Annotated in this window: 18 protein-coding genes; 9 read left to right on the top strand and 9 right to left on the bottom strand. The window is 72.4% G+C overall.

Annotated elements, in window-relative coordinates; all coding sequences use genetic code 11:
• The first annotated feature begins 105 nt into the window (after positions 1-105).
• A complete protein-coding gene (locus ACFXMG_RS27980; protein WP_383830845.1) occupies positions 106-1,377 on the top strand; it encodes an LCP family protein in 1,272 nt (423 codons plus the stop codon).
• Between the two features lie 34 nt (positions 1,378-1,411).
• Here the strand turns inward: ACFXMG_RS27980 and ACFXMG_RS27975 are convergent, their stop codons facing one another.
• A complete protein-coding gene (locus tag ACFXMG_RS27975; protein ID WP_384120145.1) occupies positions 1,412-2,569 on the bottom strand; it encodes an acyl-CoA dehydrogenase family protein in 1,158 nt (385 codons plus the stop codon).
• 127 nt (positions 2,570-2,696) lie between these two features.
• Here ACFXMG_RS27975 and ACFXMG_RS27970 point away from each other — a divergent pair, with 127 nt between their 5' ends.
• Positions 2,697-4,031, top strand: coding sequence for a UDP-glucose dehydrogenase family protein (locus ACFXMG_RS27970; RefSeq protein ID WP_383817408.1), 1,335 nt, complete (start codon positions 2,697-2,699; stop codon positions 4,029-4,031).
• A gap of 60 nt (positions 4,032-4,091) precedes the next feature.
• Here the strand turns inward: ACFXMG_RS27970 and ACFXMG_RS27965 are convergent, their stop codons facing one another.
• Positions 4,092-5,012: a membrane dipeptidase gene (locus ACFXMG_RS27965; RefSeq protein ID WP_383817411.1), complete on the bottom strand. Its 921-nt coding sequence runs from the start codon at positions 5,010-5,012 to the stop codon at positions 4,092-4,094.
• Positions 5,013-5,161: 149 nt separating this feature from the next.
• The gene (locus ACFXMG_RS27960; protein WP_383817414.1) at positions 5,162-5,827 is read right to left on the bottom strand and encodes a tellurium resistance protein; all 666 of its coding nucleotides are present in this window, start codon (positions 5,825-5,827) and stop codon (positions 5,162-5,164) included.
• A gap of 196 nt (positions 5,828-6,023) precedes the next feature.
• On the opposite strand from ACFXMG_RS27960, the gene ACFXMG_RS27955 reads away from it, so the two are divergent.
• The 5 genes from ACFXMG_RS27955 (at position 6,024) to ACFXMG_RS27935 (ending at position 10,876) form a co-directional block, all read left to right on the top strand.
• A complete protein-coding gene (locus ACFXMG_RS27955; RefSeq protein WP_383817416.1) occupies positions 6,024-7,583 on the top strand; it encodes a methyl-accepting chemotaxis protein in 1,560 nt (519 codons plus the stop codon).
• On the top strand, positions 7,580-8,059 hold the full coding sequence (locus tag ACFXMG_RS27950) for a hypothetical protein (RefSeq protein ID WP_383817419.1): 480 nt from the start codon (positions 7,580-7,582) through the stop codon (positions 8,057-8,059). Before ACFXMG_RS27955 ends, ACFXMG_RS27950 begins: the two co-directional genes overlap by 4 nt.
• 36 nt (positions 8,060-8,095) lie before the next feature.
• On the top strand, positions 8,096-8,761 hold the full coding sequence (locus ACFXMG_RS27945; RefSeq protein ID WP_383817422.1) for a VWA domain-containing protein: 666 nt from the start codon (positions 8,096-8,098) through the stop codon (positions 8,759-8,761).
• 325 nt (positions 8,762-9,086) lie between these two features.
• On the top strand, positions 9,087-9,920 hold the full coding sequence (locus ACFXMG_RS27940; RefSeq protein ID WP_383817425.1) for a protein phosphatase 2C domain-containing protein: 834 nt from the start codon (positions 9,087-9,089) through the stop codon (positions 9,918-9,920).
• On the top strand, positions 9,917-10,876 hold the full coding sequence (locus tag ACFXMG_RS27935) for a hypothetical protein (RefSeq protein ID WP_383817427.1): 960 nt from the start codon (positions 9,917-9,919) through the stop codon (positions 10,874-10,876). The genes ACFXMG_RS27940 and ACFXMG_RS27935 overlap by 4 nt, the downstream gene beginning before the upstream one ends.
• Before the next feature lie 45 nt (positions 10,877-10,921).
• Here ACFXMG_RS27935 and ACFXMG_RS27930 read toward each other — a convergent pair whose 3' ends face one another.
• Genes ACFXMG_RS27930 through ACFXMG_RS27920 form a run of 3 tightly spaced genes read right to left on the bottom strand, consistent with a single transcriptional unit; the run spans position 10,922 to position 13,783 of the window.
• Positions 10,922-12,118, bottom strand: a complete 1,197-nt coding sequence (locus ACFXMG_RS27930) for a dipeptidase (RefSeq protein WP_383817429.1) — start codon at positions 12,116-12,118, stop codon at positions 10,922-10,924.
• A complete protein-coding gene (gene purE / locus ACFXMG_RS27925) occupies positions 12,115-12,612 on the bottom strand; it encodes a 5-(carboxyamino)imidazole ribonucleotide mutase (RefSeq protein ID WP_383817671.1) in 498 nt (165 codons plus the stop codon). The genes ACFXMG_RS27930 and purE overlap by 4 nt, the downstream gene beginning before the upstream one ends.
• A 31-nt stretch (positions 12,613-12,643) precedes the next feature.
• Positions 12,644-13,783: a 5-(carboxyamino)imidazole ribonucleotide synthase gene (locus ACFXMG_RS27920; protein WP_383817432.1), complete on the bottom strand. Its 1,140-nt coding sequence runs from the start codon at positions 13,781-13,783 to the stop codon at positions 12,644-12,646.
• A 184-nt stretch (positions 13,784-13,967) separates the two neighbouring features.
• Here ACFXMG_RS27920 and ACFXMG_RS27915 point away from each other — a divergent pair, with 184 nt between their 5' ends.
• Positions 13,968-14,504 carry a GtrA family protein gene (locus ACFXMG_RS27915; RefSeq protein ID WP_383817434.1) on the top strand — a complete coding sequence of 179 codons (537 nt, stop codon included), beginning with the start codon at positions 13,968-13,970 and terminating at the stop codon, positions 14,502-14,504.
• A gap of 46 nt (positions 14,505-14,550) precedes the next feature.
• Here the strand turns inward: ACFXMG_RS27915 and ACFXMG_RS27910 are convergent, their stop codons facing one another.
• Both ACFXMG_RS27910 and ACFXMG_RS27905 read right to left on the bottom strand, forming a co-directional pair.
• Positions 14,551-15,822 (bottom strand): ATP-binding protein, encoded by a 1,272-nt coding sequence (locus ACFXMG_RS27910; RefSeq protein ID WP_383817436.1) that lies wholly within the window; start codon positions 15,820-15,822, stop codon positions 14,551-14,553.
• A 355-nt stretch (positions 15,823-16,177) separates the two neighbouring features.
• Entirely contained in the window at positions 16,178-16,855 is a 678-nt protein-coding gene (locus ACFXMG_RS27905; RefSeq protein ID WP_030754842.1) for a response regulator transcription factor, read from the bottom strand.
• Positions 16,856-17,285: 430 nt separating this feature from the next.
• Between ACFXMG_RS27905 and ACFXMG_RS27900 the strand changes: the two genes are divergently transcribed.
• Positions 17,286-18,806: a peptide MFS transporter gene (locus ACFXMG_RS27900; protein ID WP_383817438.1), complete on the top strand. Its 1,521-nt coding sequence runs from the start codon at positions 17,286-17,288 to the stop codon at positions 18,804-18,806.
• A gap of 106 nt (positions 18,807-18,912) precedes the next feature.
• Here ACFXMG_RS27900 and ACFXMG_RS27895 read toward each other — a convergent pair whose 3' ends face one another.
• Complete coding sequence (locus ACFXMG_RS27895; protein ID WP_383817673.1) at positions 18,913-20,295, bottom strand: hypothetical protein; 1,383 nt, start codon at positions 20,293-20,295, stop codon at positions 18,913-18,915.
• Positions 20,296-20,302: the final 7 nt, after the last annotated feature.

Here is a 20,302-nt window from a genome sequence, read left to right as displayed (position 1 = left end):
GCCGGGTTTCGGCGTTGTCCGCTTTGCATCAGCTTCGCAACAGCACCGGTCCTATTTTCCACCCGGCCTGTCGCCCGGAAAGCGGAGACCGGCACACTGGTCCGCATGAATGACTGGCCTGAGCAGCCCGAGGGCGCCCGCCCGATGCGGCACGTGCAGCGACGACCGCAGGGACAGCAGTCTCCGGAGTACCAGCAGGGGTACGACCAGGGACAGGCGTACAACCCGAACTTCACTCAGGCGCAGGCCACGGGGTACGACTCCGGGTACAGCACCGGGCAGGTGTACGGCGGGCCGCAGGGCGGCCACGGGCAGGGACACGGGCACGGCGGTCCGGGGGGACCCTCCGGCCCCGGCGGTCCCGGCGGCCCGGGCACCCGTCCCACCGGTCCGGCGCCGGACTGGCGCAAGCGGATCAAGATCGGTTCGATCGTGCTGGTCGTCGGCGTCCTCGCCTGGGGCGTCGGGACCTACGCGTGGGCGAGCTCACAGATGCGCAACGAGGTCGACCTCTCCAAGGTCATCGAGCGGCCGGCCGAGGGCGACTGCACGACGTACCTGATCGTCGGCTCCGACAGCCGCGAGGGCATGACCGCCGAGGACAAGAAGAAGCTGCACACCGGTTCCGCGGAGGGCAAGCGGACCGACTCGATGATGATCCTCGCGGCCTGCTCCAGCGGGAACACGATGATCTCGCTGCCCCGTGACTCCTGGGTGACGATCCCGAACTTCGTCGGCTCCGAGTCCGGCAAGTCCTTCCCGGCCCGCGGCGGCTCCAAGCTGAACGCGGCCTACGCGATGGACGGCCCCGAGCTGCTGGTCCGCACGGTGGAGTACAACACCGGGCTGCGGATCGACCACTACGCGGAGATCGGCTTCGCCGGCTTCGCGAACATCGTGGACGCGCTCGGCGGTGTCGAGCTGAACATCGAGAAGGGCTTCAAGGACAAGAAGTCGGGCGCCGACTTCCAGGCCGGGACGCAGACCCTCAACGGCGAGCAGGCCCTCGCCTTCGTCCGTACCCGGTACGCCTTCGCCGAGTCGGACCTGGCGCGGACCAAGAACCAGCAGAAGTTCCTGTCCGCGCTGGCCAACCAGGCGGCGACGCCGGGCACGATCCTCAACCCGTTCGCGCTGTACCCGACGCTCGGCGCCGGTCTGGACACGCTGGTCGTGGACAAGGACATGTCGCTGTACGACCTCGGGCAGATGTTCTTCGCGATGAAGGGCATCAGCGGCGGCGACGGCAAGTCCATGAACATGCCGATCGGGGGCAGCGCGCCGCAGGGCTCCCTGAAGTGGGACATGCCGAAGGTGAAGCAGCTCGTCGAGCAGATCAAGAACGACCAGAAGGTCACCGTCGAGTCGAACCGGTGACCTTCCGGGGTCCTGGCCGCGCGGCCTCCCGTGGTTACGGGAGGTTGCGGGCCATGACGATGCGCTGGATCTGGTTGGTGCCTTCGTAGATCTGGGTGATCTTGGCGTCGCGCATCATGCGCTCGACGGGGTAGTCGCGGGTGTAGCCGTAGCCGCCGAGGAGCTGGACGGCGTCGATGGTGACCTCCATGGCGACGTCGGAGGCGTAGCACTTGGCGGCGGCGCCGAAGAAGGTGAGGTCGCTGTCGACGCGCTCGCTCTTGGCGGCGGCGGCGTAGGTGAGCTGGCGGGCGGCCTCCAGCTTCATGGCCATGTCGGCGAGCATGAACTGCACGCCCTGGAAGTCGGCGATGGGCTTGCCGAACTGCTTGCGTTCCTTGACGTAGCCCTTGGCGTAGTCGAGGGCGCCCTGGGCGATGCCGATGGCCTGGGCGGCGATGGTGACGCGGGTGTGGTCGAGGGTCTTCATGGCGGTGGCGAAGCCGGTGCCCTCGGCGCCGATCATGCGGTCGGCGGGGATGCGGACGTTGTCGAGGTAGACCTCGCGGGTCGGGGAGCCCTTGATGCCGAGCTTCTTCTCCGGGGCGCCGAAGGAGACGCCCTCGTCGGACTTCTCCACGACGAACGCGGAGATGCCCTTGGAGCGCTTCTCCGGGTCGGTGACGGCCATCACCGTGTAGTACTCGGAGACGCCGGCGTTGGTGATCCACCGCTTCACACCGTTGAGCACCCAGAAGTCGCCGTCGCGCACGGCGCGGGTCTTCATCCCCGCCGCGTCCGAACCGGCGTCCGGCTCCGACAGCGCGTAGGAGAACATCGCGTCGCCGGCGGCGAGCGGGGCGAGGTACTTGGCCTTCAGCTCCTCGGAGCCGGACAGGATCACCGGGAGCGAGCCCAGCTTGTTCACCGCCGGGATCAGGGACGAGCTGCCGCAGACGCGGGCGACCTCCTCGATCACGATCACCGTCGCCAGCGCGTCCGCGCCCGCACCGCCGTAGGTCTCCGGGACGTGCACCGCGTGCAGGTCGTTCGCGACCAGCGCGTCCAGGGCCTCCTGCGGGAAACGCCCCTCCTCGTCCACCGCCGCCGCGAACGGAGCGATCTTCGCCTCCGCCAGCGCACGCACCGACTCCCGGAGCATCTCGTGCTCCTCGGAGGTCCGGTACAGGTCGAAATCAGCCGATCCCGCCACGCTCACACACTCCCACGCTCGCTAACTACCGTTAAGTAACCCAAAGGGTAGGCCGTGAACAGGGGGTCTGTCAGGGCACGACTATGCTCGGGCAGGCAGTTTCGCCCGACGTCCCTGGAGTTTCCGCATGGCCCTGAAGATCACCGTGATCGGCACCGGATACCTCGGAGCCACCCACGCCGCGGCCATGGCGGAGATGGGCTTCGAGGTCCTCGGCCTCGACGTCGTGCCCGAGAAGATCGAGCTGCTGGCCTCCGGCCGCGTGCCGATGTACGAGCCCGGTCTCGAGGAGCTGCTCGCCAAGCACGTCGCCGGGATCGAGGGCTCCACCGGGCGGCTGCGCTTCACCACCTCCTGGGAGGAGGTGGGCGCCTTCGGCGACGTCCACTTCGTCTGCGTGAACACCCCGCAGAAGCACGGCGAGTACGGCTGCGACATGAGCTACGTCGACGCCGCCTTCGCCTCCCTCGCCACCGTCGCCCGCTCCGGCTCGCTCGCCGTCGGCAAGTCGACCGTCCCGGTCGGCTCCGCCGAGCGGCTGGCCTCCGTGCTCCCGGAGGGCGTGACGCTGGCCTGGAACCCCGAGTTCCTGCGCGAGGGCTTCGCCGTCCAGGACACCCTGCGCCCGGACCGGATCGTCGTCGGCGTCCAGGGCGAGGGCGGCGAGCGGGCCGAGAAGCTGCTCCGCGAGGTGTACGCGGTCCCCGTCGCCGAGGGCTCGCCCTTCGTCGTCACCGACTTCCCGACCGCCGAGCTGGTCAAGACGGCCGCGAACTCCTTCCTCGCCACCAAGATCTCCTTCATCAACGCGATGGCCGAGATCTGCGAGGCGGCCGGCGGCGACGTCGCCAAGCTGGCCGAGGCGATCGGCCACGACGAGCGGATCGGGAACAAGTTCCTGCGGGCCGGCGTCGGCTTCGGCGGCGGCTGCCTGCCCAAGGACATCCGGGCCTTCATGGCCCGCGCGGGCGAGCTCGGCGTCGACCAGGCGCTGACCTTCCTCCGCGAGATCGACTCCATCAACATGCGGCGGCGCGGCCAGATGGTCGAGATGGCCCGCGAGGCGCTCGGCGGGAACTCCTTCCTGGGCCGCCGGGTCGCCGTCCTCGGCGCCACCTTCAAGCCGGACTCGGACGACGTCCGCGACTCCCCCGCGCTCAACGTGGCCGGCCAGATACACCTCCAGGGCGGCCAGGTCACCGTCTACGACCCCAAGGGCATGGACAACGCCCGCAAGGTCTTCCCGACCCTCGGCTACGCGGACTCGGCCCTGGCGGCCGTCCGGGGCGCGGACGTGGTCCTGCACCTGACGGAGTGGCGCGAGTTCCGCGAGCTCGACCCGGCGGAGCTGGCCGCGGCCGTCTCCTCGCCGGTGCTCCTCGACGGGCGCAACGCCCTGGACGGCGAGCGGTGGCGGGCGGCCGGCTGGACGTACCGGGCGATGGGCCGCCCGCGCGCGTGACGGTAGGGGGAAGGGGCGCCCTGTGTGGACAGGGCGCCCCCTTTTTCGTACCTGGGAGGGTCAGGCGGCGACGGGCCTGATCCGGTTCGTACGGGACAGGAACTCGGTCTCGCGCAGGGCCCGGGTCGTGTTGCCGTGGGCCAGGCCCACCAGGTCCCGGGCCGGCCAGTCGCGCCGCAGCAGCTCCGCGAAGAGCGCGACGTAACCGGCGCCCGGCTCCGCCAGGTGGGACAGGCCCGTGGACGCGGGCCCCGCCCCGTCGCGTACCCGGTCGAGCAGGTCGGCCGTGGCGGCCGGGTCCTCGCCGACGGGCACCATGCAGACCGCGCCGTTCTCGCCGAGCAGCCGCAGCACGTCGTCCGGCAGGGCCTCCGGGGCGGCCCGATTGAGCAGGGCCGGGGCACGGGTGACGGCGAGGACCTTGCGGAGGGTGTCCTGGTCCGCGCCGCTGAGGTCCACCGCCAGGCCGATGCGGTTCATCTCGCGGACCGCCTCGCGGGCGAAGCGGTCGAAGCGGGTGAGGTTCACCGCCCGGACGCCGAGGGCGTGGTACGCCCGCAGGGTGGCGGCCGAGCCCCCGACGGCGGTCCAGCTCACCGGCCCGAGGAGGGCGGCGACCCGGCCGCAGTTGCGGGCGTGGACCATCTCCGCCGTGGTGTACGCCAGGCGCAGGTCCTCGGGACAGGCGGCGACGAGCCCGCGGATCGCGTCGAGGCGGCGCAGGGTGCCGACGACGTCGTCGGAGTCCACGCGCAGCGACCAGAACTGGGCACCGGCCTCCTGCGCCCGGGCGGGCGGCAGGTCCTCGGGATCGAGGAGCGCGGGCAGCTCGGCGTGGCCCTCGATGACGGGCTGGGCGGCCAGGATCGCCCGGGCGCGGGTGGTCTCGTCGAGCGGCGGGGGTGGGGGCTCCGGGGATTCCAGCGCGCCGACGGCGCCGGAGGCGGCAGAGAAGGGGGGATGATCGTCGAGATCTGCCATCGCACTACTCACACTTCCGAACTCGGTGATGCAGTACTACCCCGCCGAAGGGGCGGGGCAGTACGTTCCACCGTGCCAGCGGCTCCGGCCGGGGGCCCGCCGGGCTGCGCCGTCCGGGTGACGGCCGCCCGGCCCGGGGCTGTCCTGTCTCAGTCCTTCGTCGTCCAGACCCACTCGAAGCCGAAGCCGTAGGCGCGGTCGATGAGTTGCTGGTTGCTCTCCTGGCCGGTCGCGGTGAACCAGCGGACCTCGCGCCGGACGTCCATGCCGCCCTCGGCGGCGGTGACGAGGGCGATGGCGCAGGCGGTCGCCCCGGCGGGGGCGTCGTCGAGTTGGATGCGCAGGTTCCCGGAGGGGGCGGTGACCGTCACGGTCGCGCCGAGGCTGCGGAAGTCGACGGCGCCCTCGTAGACGAAGGTGTAGACGAGCATCCGGCGGATCCTCGCCCGGTACTCCAGGTTCGTGCGCAGGGTCTCGCCGTCCGAGGAGGCGCCGGTCCTGTCGTCCTGGTCGAGGAGCGAGTACGGGGGCGCCTCCAGCGAGCCGAAGACGTCGCCGAGCGCCTGGACGACGTGCATCGAGCCGTCGGTGAGCTCGACCAGGCAGCCGAGGTCGAGATCGGCGCCGCTCCCCGCGGACCAGTTCAGGTTGGCCTGGAGGACGCCCCGGCCGGAGACGAGACCGAGCGGGGTCGCCTTGGTCAGCAGGACCTCGCGCGTGCCGCGCGCCGCCCGGTCGGCGCGGGCCGGCGGGGCGCTCTCCCCGGGCGCCTTGGGCTTGAGCCTGATGACCCCGCGCTCACGGTCTGATGCCATGTCATTTCCCCCCGGACGTATCGGATCCGCGATCCGCACAGTATCGGCGAGTGGGCTACGATCTGCTCCCAACCGGGGGACGGCGGGCGGGGATCGGATGCGCTGGGGAGCGCACGGCGCCGAGGACGGAACCCCCTTTCTCGTCACGTCCGTGGGGGTGGGCATGACCGTCGGTCTCTCGACGGATCGTCAGCAAGTGGCCCGGGATATCGAGCAGTTGAGCATGGAGCCCCAACTGTCACCGCGCGCCGACGAATTGCGGTCGCTGGCGAAGGCCCTGCGGTCCTCCGACTCCGGGCAGCTCGACCCGTGGACGGAGCTGGACCTGGTCGCCGCCTACGCACGCCCGGAGAGCGTGGACCCCGGGGCGCCGCCCCGCGAACACGCCGCCTGGGGCTGGCTGGAGACGGCGCTCGGCGGGCTCGTCTTCGTCCCGCTCGCGCTGACCTGGTACGGGCTCACGCAGGCGTCGAGCGCGTACGGGGCGCTGACCGGGGCGAACCCCAAGGCCGCCACCCGGCCCTTCCTCCAGCTGTGGCAGTCCGGCTTCGAGGGCCACCTCACCGGCTTCTTCACCTTCGGGCACGTGGCCGGGACGGCGACCGGCGCGATCGTCCTCCTCCTGGTCCTGGCGGTGCTGCACGGCTGGCGCCGGGCCCGCTCGGAGCAGCGGGAGAAGGCGGCGGAGCGGCGGGCGGAGGCACTGCTGCGGCGGATGGTGCCGGTGCTGACCCGGGCGCAGCTGTGCCTCCACCGGCACCGGCTCTCCTCCCCCGTCCGCTTCGCGGAGGAGCTGACGAAGTCGGCCGGCACGCTGACCCGGCTCGGCGAGCGGGCCTCCAAGACCCAGGGACTCCTCGCCCAGGCCGCGGGCGCCGTCGGCGAGTCCCTCGACCGGGCCCAGGAGCGGCTCGCCGGGGTGGACGGCGCCGTGAAGCCGCTGGAGACCGCCGCGACCCGCATCGAGGAGGCCGTGAACGGCGGCGGGGTGCTGGTGCGCCAGGCCCTGGAGGACGTGCGCGGGACGAACGGCGAGGTCAGGGACGTCCTGGAGAAGGCCGGCACGCGGGTCGAGGACTCCGTCATGACGCTGGCGGCGGCGCAGCGCTCCTTCACCACCGGTATCGAGGTCTCCGGTGACCTCTCCGGGCAGGTGCTCGGGCGGCTCGCCACGATCGTCGAGACCGCCGCGCAGGACCGGGCCGACGCCCAGGCCCTGCTCGGCCGCCTCGCCGACCAGGCGGACGCGCTGACCCACGTCGCCGACCGCCTCGGCCAGGCCGCCGACACCCTCGCGACGGCGCTCGCGCGCGACGCTGCTGGGAGTGGGAGCGGTGGTCGGGAGCGCGGGCGTCGGGGCGCGGGGCGGGACGGCGGCCGGGACGGGGTGCTGAGCCTCAGCAAGGGCGGGGGCTCGGGCCGGGACCACGGGCGGGATCCGGACGATGGATCCGGCGCGGGCGGTGGGTCCGGCGGGGGCAGTGGGTCCGGCGTGGGCGGTGGCTCCGGTGCGGCCGGTGGAACCGGCGCGGGCGGTGCAACCGGCGCGAGCCGTAGAACCGGCGCGACCGATGACTCCGGCGCGAGCCGTAGAACCGGCGCGACCGATGACTCCGGCGCGAGCCGTAGAACCGGCGCGGCGGGTGCGTCGCGCCCTGCCGTGCCGCTCGCGCGGGACGGCGGGGCGGGGGTGCCGCCCGCGCTGCCGCCCGGCGCGCCGGGCCGTGAGGGGCCGGACGGGGACGGGTCGCGGTGAGGGCGCCGCGGTTCAACCCGCTGCACCTGGCCGGGTGGCTCTTCGCGGACATGCTGCTCGTCCTCGCCCTCGTCGCGATGGGCGACCGGGGCGACCCGCTGGCCGCCGAGGCCCGGCCCGGCACCTCGGCGAGCCCCAAGCCGGGTGCGACGAAGCCGCCGAAGCCCAAGGGGCCCCGGGCCGTGGTCCGTACCCCCGTGAAGGTGTCGATCGACGCGGGCCCGGGCGACCGGGAGGCGATGCGGAAGCGGCTGCGGGAGGTGACCGCGAAGTACGCGGGACGCCAGGCGGCGTTCGTCCTCACCTTCGGCCGGCACCCCGACCCCGGCGCCGGCGGCACCTACGCGAGCGAGGTCAACTCCCAGCTGGCGAAGGCCCGTCCGGACATGTTCAAGGGAACCACCACACGGGACTTCTGGAAGGGCGGCGCCTCGGGAGGGCACGCCGACATCGAGATCTACTTCTACACGTACTGAGGGGCGCCAGGCCGCCCCACCGGAGGGAAGCGAACCATGCAGATTCTTCCGTTCTACCTGCTGTGCGACGAGTCGGGCTCGATGGCGGGCGACAGCGTCGACGCGCTCAACACCGCGCTGGTGGAGCTCCACACCGAGATCAGCACCAACCCGACGGTGGCCGACAAGACCCGGTTCAGCCTCATCGGGTTCTCCACCGACGCGCAGGTGCTCCAGCCGCTGGCCGACCTCAGCGACATCGAGGAGGTCCCCGCGCTCTCGGCCGGCGGCCTCACCTCCTTCGGCAACGCCTTCCGCACGCTGCTGCGCTGCATCGAGACGGACGTGGCCGCGCTGAAGGCGGAGGGGCACGAGGTCTACCGGCCGGTCGCCTTCTTCATGTCCGACGGCATCCCGACGGACGACGACTGGCCGCAGGCGTACAAGGAGCTGACCGGGTCCCGCTTCTGCCCGAAGATCATCGCCTTCGGCGTCGGGGACGCGGAGGAGTCCACCATCGCGCAGGTGGCGAACTTCCGGGCCTTCATACAGCAGGACCAGAACGTCTCCCCGGCCGCCGCGCTGCGCGAGTTCGCCTCCAGCCTGACCCGCTCCATCGTCCGGTCCGCCACCACGATCGCCTCCGACGGCACCTCGGACTTCTCGCTCGTCGTCGAGGAGACCGTGCCCGGCTTCGCGACCGTCTCGCTCGACAAGCTCTGAGGACGCCGAGATGGACCACATGAGCCGGCCGGAACCCCCGCGCCCCTGGGAGCCCCCGCCCCGCGTACGCCTGGAGAAGGATGCACCGCCCGAGGCACCGCCCGCCCCGGCGGCGGAGCCCGTAACGGTGGAACCCGTACAGGTGGAACCCGTAACGGTGGAGCCCGCGCCGGCGGCCCCGCCGGCCGCTCCCGCCGCTCCCCCGGTCCCGGCCCCGCCCGTCCCCGCCGATCCGCCCGCGCCCTCCGCTCCGGTGCTCGGGTCGCCGGCGCATGCGGGGCGGCGGGCGCCCAGCTATCCGCCGGTGCCGCAGGGGCGGCCGCGGATGACGGACGACACGCTCGCCGCCGCCGTCGTGCCGGACATCGTGCTCGACGGGGCGGCGCACGGGGCGCTGACCCTGCGGGCGGCGTCGGTGCGCGGGGACTCCCACCGGTACCTCGGCGAGGCCCGGCAGGACTCGGTGATGACCGCCCACCTGGGCGAGAAGGGCTCCGGGGAGCTGCTGGCGGTGGCCGTGGCGGACGGGGTCGGCTCGCAGCCGCTCTCGCACCTCGGGTCGCACCACGCCTGCCGGACCGCGCTGTGCCTCCTGGGCGTGCACGCCCAGGAGGTGTACGAGGCGCTGGCCGCCGGCCGTGAGGACCGGTTCGCGGAGCTGGCGGACGGGGTGACCGGGCACATCGCCGAATGGCTGGCGGACCGGGCCTCGCGCAAGGACCTGGACCCGGTCGTCTACTCCACCACCCTCCGGGTCCTCCTCGTCCCGCTCGACCCGGCCGTCCGCACCCGCGGGCTGCTCACCGTCGGGGACGGCGGTACGGCCCTGCTCCGCGACGGGGCGTGGGACCTGGCGCCCGGCGAGGACGGGCGGGAGGCGGACGGGGACCGGATGATCGACACCCGGACCGCCGCGCTGCCGCTGGCCCGTACCGCCACGGCCCGGCTGGTCGAGACCCTGCCCGGGGACGTCCTGGTGGTCTCCACCGACGGCTTCTCCTCGCCGCTGGCCGGGGAGCCGGAGATGCGGGCGTTCCTCACTGGCGCGTGGGGCGGCGGCGCGCCCGAACCGGCCGACTTCCTCTGGCAGTTCCAGTACCGGGTGAAGTCGTACGACGACGACCGCACCGCGGCCGTGCTGTGGGAGGGACGGCGGTGACGGCGGACGACGGCGCCGACGTCGAGCAGGCGCTGCTGCCGCTCGCGGGGAAGCTCACGGCGGGCGGCCAGGGCGAGGTGCACCTGGTCGGCGGCCCCGGGGACCTGCTCTTCAAGCGGTACCTGGAGCCGCACAAGGCGGACGGCTCGGCGCTGGCCGCGCTCGTCGCGCTGCGGCTCGGGCTCGTCCCGGAGGAGCGGCTGCGGCTCGACCGGGAGGCGGCCTGGCCGCTGTGCCGGGTGACGGACGGCGGGCGGGTCGTGGGCTTCCTGATGCGCCGGGCGCCCGACACGATGACGTGGGCGACGGCCAAGGGCGACCGGCGGCTCACCGAGCTCCAGTTCCTGCTGCGGGCGCCGAAGGCGGCCACCCGGACCCTGCGGCAGCCCACTCCGGAGGAGCGGCTGGCGCTGACCGTGGTGCTGGTGGAGCTGGTGGACCGGCTGCACCTGATGGGGCTGGTGGTGGGCGACCTGTCGCAGGCGAACGTGCTGTGGTCGCTCGACCCGGAGCCCGCCCTCCATCTGATCGACTGCGACGGCATCCGGATCACCGGCCGCCGGCCGGTCCTCGCCCAGGCCGACACCCCGGACTGGCACGACCCGCAGGCCCCGCCCGGGTCGGTGAGCGTCGACAGCGACCGCTACAAGGCGGCCCTGATGCTCGGCCGGATCCTCGCGCAGGACCCGTACGTGGCGCCGGGGCGGCCGCTGGCGGTGCTGCCGGGGGTGCTGGACGAGCGGCGCCTCGACGCCGTGGGGCGGCTGTGGGAGCTGGCGGACGGGCCGTACGGCTCCCGGCCCGGCCTCGGGGAGTGGCGTACCGCGCTCTCCGGCCGGGCGACGATCAGGCTCCAGGCGGGCCGTCCCGCGCCCCGGCCCGTGGTCGACCGCTCGCGGTTCGACGGCGGCGGGACGGAGCGCGACCGGGGCACCATCCGGTTCAGGAAGTCCTGAACCGGAGGGGCTGGAGGGCGCCCCGGGGCGCGGGCGCCGGTGTGGTCAGGCGCCGTCGAGCTGGGTGATCGTCGCGTGGGAGGCGGGGGTGCGGGCGGTCAGGTCCCGGGAGACGGCCTCCGCGTCGCCGAGCACGCGGACCGCGTTCGACCAGGTCAGCTTGGTCAGGTCGGCGCGGGACCAGCCGCGGTGCAGCAGCTCCGCGATGAGGTTCGGGTAGCCGGCGACGTCGTCGAGACCGGCCGGGGTGAAGGCGGTGCCGTCGTAGTCGCCGCCGATGCCGATGTGGTCGACGCCGGCGACCTCGCGCATGTGGTCGAGGTGGTCGGCGACCGTGGCGGCGGTGGCGATCGGGCGCGGGTCCCCCGCCGCGAAGGCGGCGTGGATCTCCTTCGCGCGCGGGGTGGTGTCGAGGTGGTGCAGCCCGTGGGCGCGCAGGTTGGCGTCGGCGCGCAGGGTCCACTCGACGGCCGCCGGGAGGATGAACTTCGGGACGAAGGTCGCCATGGCCACGCCGCCGTTGGCGGGCAGCCGCTCCAGGACGTCGTCCGGGACGTTCCTCGGGTGGTCGCAGACCGCGCGCGAGGAGGAGTGCGAGAAGATCACCGGCGCGGTACTGGTGTCCAGGGCGTCGCGCATGGTGGTGGCGGCGACGTGCGAGAGGTCGACGAGCATGCCGCAGCGGTTCATCTCGCGGACGACGGCGCGGCCGAAGGCGGTGAGACCGCCGTGCCGGGGCTCGTCGGTGGCGGAGTCGGCCCAGTCGTTGTTCTCGTTGTGCGTGAGGGTCATGTACCGCACGCCGAGGGTGTGGAAGGCGCGCAGGGTGGCGAGGGAGTTGTCGATGGAGTGGCCGCCCTCGGCTCCCTTGAGGGAGGCGATCCGGCCCTCCCCACGGGCCCTGACGAGGTCGTCGGCCGTACGGGCGGGCGCGAGGTCGGCCGCGTACCGCTCGACGAGCCGGTCGACGGCGTCGATCTGCTCCAGGGTGGCGCTGACGGCGTGGTCGCCGGCGAGGCTGCCCGGCACGTAGACCGACCAGAACTGGGCACCGACCCCGCCGGCGCGGAGCCGGGCGAGGTCGGTGTGGAGGGTGGCCGAGCGGTCGCCCGCGATGTCGAGCTGGTCGAGGTCGTAGCCGCACTGCTTGCGCAGCGCCCACGGGAGGTCGTTGTGCCCGTCGACGACGGGCGCCTCCGCGAGGAGGGCGCGGGCCTCGGCGAGCCGCTCGGCCGCGCTCACCGGGCGAACCCGAAGGACTCGGTGCCCTCGACCTTGGCCCGCAGGCGCTTGCCCTTCTCGGTGGCCTGCGCGTTGAGGTCCTGGAGGAAGTCCTCCATGCGGGTCCGGAGCTCCGGGTCGGAGGCGGCGAGGATCCGGACGGCGAGGAGGCCCGCGTTCCGCGCGCCGGCGACGGAGACCGTGGCGACCGGGATGCCGGCCGGCATCTGCACGATGGAGAGCAGCGAGTCCATGCCGTCGAGGTACTTCAGCGGCACGGGGACGCCGACGACCGGGAGCGGGGTGACGGAGGCGAGCATGCCCGGGAGGTGGGCGGCGCCGCCCGCGCCGGCGATGATCGCCCTGAGGCCGCGGCCGGCGGCCTGCTCGCCGTACGCGATCATCTCGCGCGGCATCCGGTGCGCGGAGACGACGTTCACCTCGTACGGGATCTCGAACTCGTCCAGCGCCTGGGCGGCGGCCTCCATGACCGACCAGTCGGAGTCGGACCCCATGGCGATGCCGATGAGCGGGTTGCTCGCCTGGTTACTCAACGATCGTCCCTCGCAGGTAGTCGGCGGCGTGGCGGGCGCGCTCCAGCACCTCGTCCAGGTCGTCGCCGTAGGTGTTGACGTGACCGACCTTACGTCCGGGCTTCACGTCCTTGCCGTACATGTGGATCTTGAGCTGCGGGTCCCGGGCCATGCAGTGCAGGTAGCCCTGGTACATGTCCGGGTAGTCGCCGCCGAGGACGTTGCACATCACGGTCCACCGCGCGCGCGGGCGGGGGTCGCCGAGCGGCAGGTCGAGGACGGCGCGGACGTGGTTGGCGAACTGGCTGGTGATCGCGCCGTCCATCGTCCAGTGGCCGGAGTTGTGCGGGCGCATCGCCAGCTCGTTCACGAGGATCCGGCCGTCGGTGGTCTGGAACAGCTCCACCGCGAGGTGGCCGACGACGCCGAGCTCCTTGGCGATCCGCAGCGCCAGCTCCTGGGCCTGACCGGCCAGCGACTCGTCGAGGTCGGGGGCGGGCGCGATCACGGTGTCGCAGACGCCGTCGACCTGCCGGGACTCGACCACCGGGTACGCGACGGCCTGGCCGTGCGGGGAGCGGACGATGTTCGCCGCGAGCTCGCGGACGAAGTCGACCTTCTCCTCGGCGAGCACGGGCACACCGGCGAGGAACGGGTCGCGCGCGTCCTCGGCGGAGCGCACGAACCAGACGCCCTTGCCGTCGTAGCCGCCGCGCACGGTCTTGAGGATGATCGGGAAGCCGCCCGCCTCCTCGGCGAAGGCGACCGCGTCCGCCGGGTCGGCCACGATGCGGTGGCGGGGGCTGGGCGCGCCGATCTCGTCGAGCTTCGCCCGCATCACCCCCTTGTCCTGCGCGTGCACGAGCGCGTCCGGCCCGGGGCGGACGGGGATGCCGTCGGCCTCCAGGGCGCGCAGGTGCTCGGTGGGCACGTGCTCGTGGTCGAAGGTGATCACGTCGCAGCCGCGGGCGAACGCGCGGAGCGTGTCCAGGTCGCGGTAGTCGCCGATGACGACCTCGCCGGCCACCTGCGCCGCCGAGTCCTGCGGGGTGTCACTGAGGAGCTTGAACTTGATGCCGAGGGGGATGCCCGCCTCGTGGGTCATACGGGCGAGCTGACCGCCGCCGACCATGCCTACTACCGGGAACGTCACCCTCTTAGGGTATCCGCACCATCGCTGAACACGTTTCCGGCTGTGGATTGACACAAGGGGTGACGGGGTAGGGCCTGGTTTTCCACAGGTTTCGCGGCTACCCAGGCGGGTGACACGAGAGGCTGGTTAGCATGAGTGGGTTGACGTCACCCGGACGTCACCCGACGGACGGACCGACCCCACCATGAGCGAACCCGGCGCGCTGCGCATGCGACTCGCCCTGCTCGGCCGCGAGGTCGCCAAGTTCGGAGTGGTCGGCGGCCTCGGAGTCCTGGTCAACCTGGCCGTTTTCAACCTGGTCAGGCACACCACGGAGCTTCCGGTCGTCCGGGCCAGCCTGATCGCGACCATCGTCGCCATCGCCTTCAACTACGTGGGGTTCCGTTACTTCACGTACCGCGACCGCGACAAGTCGGGCCGCACCAAGGAGATGACCCTCTTCCTGCTGTTCAGCCTCGTCGGGCTGGTCATCGAGAACGGGATCCTCTACGCGGCGACCTACGGCCTCGGCTGGAACTCCTCGCTGGCCGCCAACTTCTTCAAGTTCTTCGGCATCGGCGTGGGCACCCTCTTCCGCTTCTGGTCCTACCGCACGTGGGTCTTCCGGGCGCTGCCCGCGAAGGAGGCGGTGCAGACGGCGGAGTCATTCCTGGAGCAGGCGGAGCAGACCGAGCCGGCCACGCCGCGGCAGGCCCGCCGCCGGCAGCCCGACCACGTCTGAGCTGCCCTTCTCTTCCCGTCCCCGCTTCTTCCCGATCAAGCCCTGATTACCGTACGGGGCGCTCCTGAGGCTCGTCGCCGACGCGGCGGGCCTCACGGCTGAGGAAGAGCGCGAAGACGGGCGGCTGCTGCTGGAGCAGTTCCAGGCGCCCGCCGTCCGCCTCCGCGAGGTCCCGGGCGACCGCGAGGCCGATGCCGGTGGAGCTGCGTCCGCTGACCGCCCGCTCGAAGATCCGGGCGCCCAGGTCGGCGGGGACGCCGGGGCCCTCGTCCGTGACCTCGATCACGGACTGGTTGCCGATGACCCGGGTGCGCAGCGCGACCGTGCCGCCACCGTGCATGAGCGAGTTCTCGATAAGCGCGGCGAGGACCTGGGCGACGGCGCCCGGGGTGCCGATCGCGCGCATGCCCTGCTTGCCGGAGCGGACGATGGCGCGGCCCGCGCTGCGGTAGGCGGGGCGCCACTCCTCGATCTGCTGCTTGACGACCTCGTCGATGTCGAAGGCGACGGCGGAGCCCGAGCGGGGGTCCCGGGAGTTGGTGAGCAGCCGCTCGACGACGTCCGTGAGCCGCTCGACCTGGGTCAGCGCGATCGTCGCCTCCTCCTTGACCGTGTCCAGGTCGTCGGCGAGGGCGACCTCCTCCAGGCGCATGGAGAGCGCGGTCAGGGGCGTACGGAGCTGGTGGGAGGCATCGGCGGCGAGGCGGCGCTCGGCGGTGAGCATGCGCGCGATCCGCTCGGCGGAGGCGTCGAGGACGTCCGCGACGCGGTCGAGCTCGGGGACGCCGTACCGCTTGTGGCGGGGGCGGGGGTCGCCGGAGCCGAGGCGTTCGGCGGTCTCGGCGAGGTCGGTGAGCGGGGAGGCGAGGCGGTTCGCCTGGCGTACGGCGAGGAGGACGGCGGCGATGACGGCGAGGCCGGCGACGGCGCCGATGATGAGGGCGGTGCTGGCGACCTCGGAGGTGACGGCGGAGCGGGACTCCTCGACGATCACGGTCTCGCCGCGCTCGCCCTCGGCGTCGCCGCGGATGACGCTGCCGGTGGGGCGGGTGCCGATCTCGATCGGGGAGCGGCCGGGGATGGTGATCAGGGCGTACCGCTTGGCGCCGCTCTGCTCGGCCAGGATGTCCGGGTTGACCGGTTCGCCGCCGATCAGGCGGCTGTCGACGATCGACACGATCCGCAGGGCCTCGGTGTCCACGCTCTCCTGGACGCTGCTGGTGATCGTGCGGGTCTCGACGAGGACGAGGGAGACGCCGAAGACGACGAGGACGACGAGGACGACGGCGAGGGTGGAGGTGATGAGGCGGCGGCGCACTTGCCCTCCCGGGCGGGGGTACGGGGGTCTCGGCGCGGGTTGCGGGGCGCGGGGCGGGTTGCGGGCGCTGAGTTGAGGGCGCTGGGTTGCGGGGCGGCCCCGTTGGTGCGGCGGCCTCGGGGTGCGGGTGCGGGCTGGAGCGGGGGCGCCCGCCTAGGGCGCCGTCCCGTGTGCCCACCCGTCCCGCCCTGCGGGACGCCTGCCCACACGGGGGGGGGGGTGGGTGGGGGTGGCGGGTGGCGGGCGGCTGCCCACACGGGGGTGGGTGGGGGTGGCGGGTGGCGGGCGGGTGCCCGCGCGGGGGTGGGTGGGGGGTGCGGGGCGGGGGGCCGCGCGGGGGTGGGGGCAGCGGGGGTCAGCTTTTTTCGAAGCGGAAGCCTACGCCTCTTACTGTGGCGATGTAGCGGGGGTTGGCCGCGTCGTCGCCGAGCTTCTTGCGGAGCCAGGAGATGTGCATGTCGAGGGTCTTGGTGGAGGACCACCAGGTGGTGTCCCAGACCTCGCGCATCAGCTGGTCGCGGGTGACGACCCGCCCCGCGTCGCGGACGAGGACGCGCAGCAGGTCGAACTCCTTCGCCGTGAGCTGGAGCTCCTCGTCGCCCATCCAGGCCCGGTGCGACTCGACGTCGATGCGGACGCCGTGGGTGGCGGGCGCGGGCGCGGGCTCGGTGGCGCCGCGCCGGAGGAGGGCCCGGACGCGGGCGAGGAGCTCGGCGAGGCGGAAGGGCTTGGTGACGTAGTCGTCGGCGCCCGCGTCGAGCCCGACGACGGTGTCGACCTCGTCCGCCCGGGCGGTCAGGACGAGGATCGGGACCGTGTGGCCGTCGGCGCGCAGCCGGCGGGCGACCTCCAGGCCGTCCATGCCGGGCAGGCCCAGATCGAGCACGACCAGGTCGACGCCGCCCTGGAGGCCGGTGTCCAGCGCGGTGGGCCCGTCCTCGCGGACCTCGACCTCGTACCCCTCTCTCCGCAGGGCGCGGGCCAGCGGTTCCGAGATGGATGCGTCGTCCTCGGCGAGCAGTACACGGGTCATGGGGTGATGGTAGTCCGCACGGGTGCCGGGCCGGGGCGGGATCACGAGGCACCGGCCCGGGCCTGCGAAGCAGGGCGCGTAACCTCTACATCACCTTGGATTGACGCCCGTTGGTTCCTCCGTCACCTGTGATCCATCTCTCAAGTCCTTTCATATCCGGCAGTGTCGTGTCGTATGGTGGCGAGACGTCTGTAGCGGTAAACGGGGACCTTTGGCCTGCTTCGTCAGCCAGGGTCCTCTTTTCTGCGCAGGGTCGGCTCCGCCACCCTCGGACGGTGAACGACCTGTGGGCCGGGTCCCGCGGCGCGAAGACGCGCGGCGGGGCGTGGATCCCGGACGGGGCGCAGACGTCCCGGCCGGTGCCGGTCACCCCCCACCGGGCGCACCACGCTCACGAGGCGTCGCGTCCCGAGCTAGCAAGGATCGACCCATGGCTTCCAGCCTGACGAAGGACTCGCCGAGCCCGGCTCACGAGAAGACCTTCCTCGGCCACCCCGTTGGCCTGGCCACGCTGTTCATGACCGAGATGTGGGAGCGGTTCTCCTACTACGGCATGCGCGCGTTGCTCGTTCTGTACCTGGTGTCCGGTGGCACGGACGCCGCGGTCGGCAGCCAGGGCGGTGGACTCGGGTACAAGGCGGCGACCGCCACGGCGATCTACTCCGTCTACGTGGCCATGGTCTACCTGATGGCCCTGCCCGGCGGCTGGTTCGGCGACCGCGTCTGGGGCGCCCGGAAGACCGTCGCCATCGCCGGCACCGTGATCATGCTCGGTCACGTGTCGCTCGCGCTGCCGGGTCAGATCGCGTTCTTCATCGGTCTGCTGCTGGTCGCGGTCGGCTCCGGTCTGCTGAAGGCCAACATCTCGACGATGGTCGGCCACCTGTACCAGGGCTCGGCCGACGCCCGCCGGGACAGTGGCTTCACCGTCTTCTACATCGGCATCAACCTCGGCGCCTTCCTCGCCCCGATCGCCATCGGCATCGTCGGCGAGACGGTCAACTGGCACCTGGGCTTCTTCCTCGCCGCCGTCGGCATGGGTCTGGGCCTGGCCGTCTTCCTGATCTTCGGCCGCACGCTGAACCCGAAGAGCAGCGAGGTCCCGAACCCGCTCTCCGCCGCCGAGCGCAACAGCATCCTCACCAAGGCGATCGTCGCCGTCGTCGTCACCGCCGTCTTCTACGGCACCGTGGTCGCGCTCGACATGTTCACCATCAAGTGGGCGCTGTACCCGATCACGATCGCCGGTCTGATCATCCCGGTCGCCGTCCTCACGCGCATCAAGCGCGACAAGGACCTCACCGCCGGCGAGCAGACCCGGATGAACGCGTACATCTGGTTCTTCGTGGCCGCCGCCGTCTTCTGGATGATCTACGACCAGGGCGGCTCCACGCTGTCGCTCTTCGGCAGCGAGAACTCCGAGCGCAGCCTGTTCGGCTGGGACATGCCGAACGTGCTCTTCCAGTCGCTGAACCCGCTCTTCGTGGTCATCCTGGCGCCGTTCTTCGCCTGGCTGTGGCTGGCGCTGGCGCGCCGCCGCCGTGAGCCCAGCACGATCGTGAAGTTCTCGATCGGCCTGGTCATCGTCGGTGCCTCGTTCTTCGTCTTCGCGATCCCGCTGAACCAGACGGCCGGTACGGACACCAAGGTCACCATGTGGTGGCTGGTGCTCATCTTCCTGATGCACACCGTCGCCGAGCTGTGCCTCTCCCCGGTCGGCCTGTCGGTCACGACGAAGATGGCGCCGCGGAAGTACGCCTCCCAGATGATGGGTGTCTGGTTCCTGGCCGTCACCGCCGGTGACTGCGTCACGGGTCTGCTGGGTCTGGCGGGCGTGAAGATGGACGGCGTCGGCGTGGTCCTCTTCGAGGCGCTCGCCGCCGTGCTCGCCGGTGTCGCGATCTTCATGTACCGCAAGAAGGTCAACGCGCTGATGGACGCCGGCGAGTAGGGCGTCCTCCACCTCACGGGTGAAAGGCCCGGCACCTGCTCCAGGTGCCGGGCCTTTCGCCTGTCCGCCGCGGATCAGCGGATCAAATGGTCAGCGGATCAACGGGTCAGCGGTCGCGCCGGGCCAGCCTGCGCCACGGCGTGAAGGTGAAGACGGCGCCGCCGAGGAGGATCGCCGTACCGGCCACCAGGCCGAGGGCGCGGAGCGCGCCGTCGGACTCGGCGCCGGTCTCGGCGAGGTTCCCGCCGTCGCCGGAGCCGTCGCCGGAGCCGTTGCCGCTGCCCCCGTCGTCGGAGCCGCCGTTGCCGGCGCCGCCGTCGTCGGAGCCGCCGTTGTCCGAGCCGCCGTCGTCCGAGCCGCCGTTGTCGCCGGAGCCGTTGGCGCCGCCGGACTGCTTGGTGGTGTCCAGGGTGAGCGACGCCTCGACCGCGCCCTTCACCTGGCACGGGATCTTGATCGGCTCGGCGCCCGGGGCGAGGACGACCGAGATGGTCAGCGCGCTCGGGGAGAGCGTCGCCTTGCCGGTCGCGCCGGGCTTGTAGGTGCCCTTCATGTCGGTGAGGCTCACCGGGTCGTTCATCTTGAGCGCGGTCGGGTTGGGCGCGCCGGTGACCTTGACGGTGCCGCTGTCGGCCCCGCCGATCTTGATGTCCATGGTGGGCGTGAGGGCCTTCGCGGGCAGCGGCGCCGGGGTCGGCATCACGTTCTTGGCGGTCTTGACCGTCAGGTCGTACCCGCTGCCGTTCTTCTTGGCGTCGATCTGCACCTTGGTGGTGATGGAGGGCGGTGCGCCGGGGCCGGTGCAGGAGAAGGCGACGTCGACGTTCTTGCCCGTGAAGTCGGTCTGGCCACCGCCGGAGCCCCCGCTGTCGGAGCCCCCGCCGCTGTCCGAACCGCCGCTGTCGGAGCCGCCGCTGTCCGAGCCACCACTGTCAGAACCGCCGCCGGAGCCGCCTCCGCCGCCCGCGCTCACCTTGATCGTGGCGCCGACGGGGACCTGCTCCTTCGGGGTGCACTTGGTGTCCGTGGGCACCGGCTCGGACACGTTGATCGCGTACGCGTCGGGCGTCAGCGTGACGTCGCCCGCCTTGGTCAGCTTCAGCGAACCCTTCATCACCGACAGCTTCATCTCGGAGTTCTTGGGGATCGGCGGGTTCTGCCGGAGACCCGCCATGGCCACCGTGCCGGACTGCGCCCCGCCGACCTTCATGGTGCCGGTCGGCTTGACGGTGTTCGGCTTCAGGTCGATGAAACCCGGGTTGTTGGAGGCCGGCTTCACGGTCTTCCAGCTGACCTCGACGGTGTCGCCGACCTTGGCGGTCGCGGGCGCGGTGACCAGCACCGTGGTGGTGCCCTGGACCGGCGGGAGGCCGGAGATCGCCGGCGGGACGCACTCCGTCTTGAACGAGATCTGGGCGGCCTGGGCGGGACCGGCGGAAAGCAGGATCCCCGCGCCGCCGAGCATCAGCGCGATCCCGGCCGCGCTCATCCTCCGT

Origin of the sequence: Streptomyces sp. NPDC059201, from assembly GCF_042754585.1 — a bacterium.
Classification (GTDB): Bacteria; Actinomycetota; Actinomycetes; order Streptomycetales; family Streptomycetaceae; genus Streptomyces.
The sequence above is the reverse complement of the archived record's forward strand: the minus strand, read 5'-3'. Positions and strand labels throughout refer to the sequence as shown.

What these genes read in the sequence shown, in the direction of transcription:
- ACFXMG_RS27980 (WP_383830845.1), top strand. Translation starts at nt 106, where the DNA reads ATGAATGACTGGCCTGAGCAGCCCGAGGGCGCCCGCCCGATGCGGCAC.
- ACFXMG_RS27970 (WP_383817408.1), top strand. Translation starts at nt 2,697, where the DNA reads ATGGCCCTGAAGATCACCGTGATCGGCACCGGATACCTCGGAGCCACC.
- ACFXMG_RS27965 (WP_383817411.1), bottom strand. Translation starts at nt 5,012, where the DNA reads ATGGCAGATCTCGACGATCATCCCCCCTTCTCTGCCGCCTCCGGCGCC.
- ACFXMG_RS27960 (WP_383817414.1), bottom strand. Translation starts at nt 5,827, where the DNA reads ATGGCATCAGACCGTGAGCGCGGGGTCATCAGGCTCAAGCCCAAGGCG.
- ACFXMG_RS27945 (WP_383817422.1), top strand. Translation starts at nt 8,096, where the DNA reads ATGCAGATTCTTCCGTTCTACCTGCTGTGCGACGAGTCGGGCTCGATG.
- ACFXMG_RS27940 (WP_383817425.1), top strand. Translation starts at nt 9,087, where the DNA reads ATGACGGACGACACGCTCGCCGCCGCCGTCGTGCCGGACATCGTGCTC.
- purE (WP_383817671.1), bottom strand. Translation starts at nt 12,612, where the DNA reads ATGGGGTCCGACTCCGACTGGTCGGTCATGGAGGCCGCCGCCCAGGCG.
- ACFXMG_RS27915 (WP_383817434.1), top strand. Translation starts at nt 13,968, where the DNA reads ATGAGCGAACCCGGCGCGCTGCGCATGCGACTCGCCCTGCTCGGCCGC.
- ACFXMG_RS27905 (WP_030754842.1), bottom strand. Translation starts at nt 16,855, where the DNA reads ATGACCCGTGTACTGCTCGCCGAGGACGACGCATCCATCTCGGAACCG.
- ACFXMG_RS27900 (WP_383817438.1), top strand. Translation starts at nt 17,286, where the DNA reads ATGGCTTCCAGCCTGACGAAGGACTCGCCGAGCCCGGCTCACGAGAAG.
- ACFXMG_RS27895 (WP_383817673.1), bottom strand. Translation starts at nt 20,295, where the DNA reads ATGAGCGCGGCCGGGATCGCGCTGATGCTCGGCGGCGCGGGGATCCTG.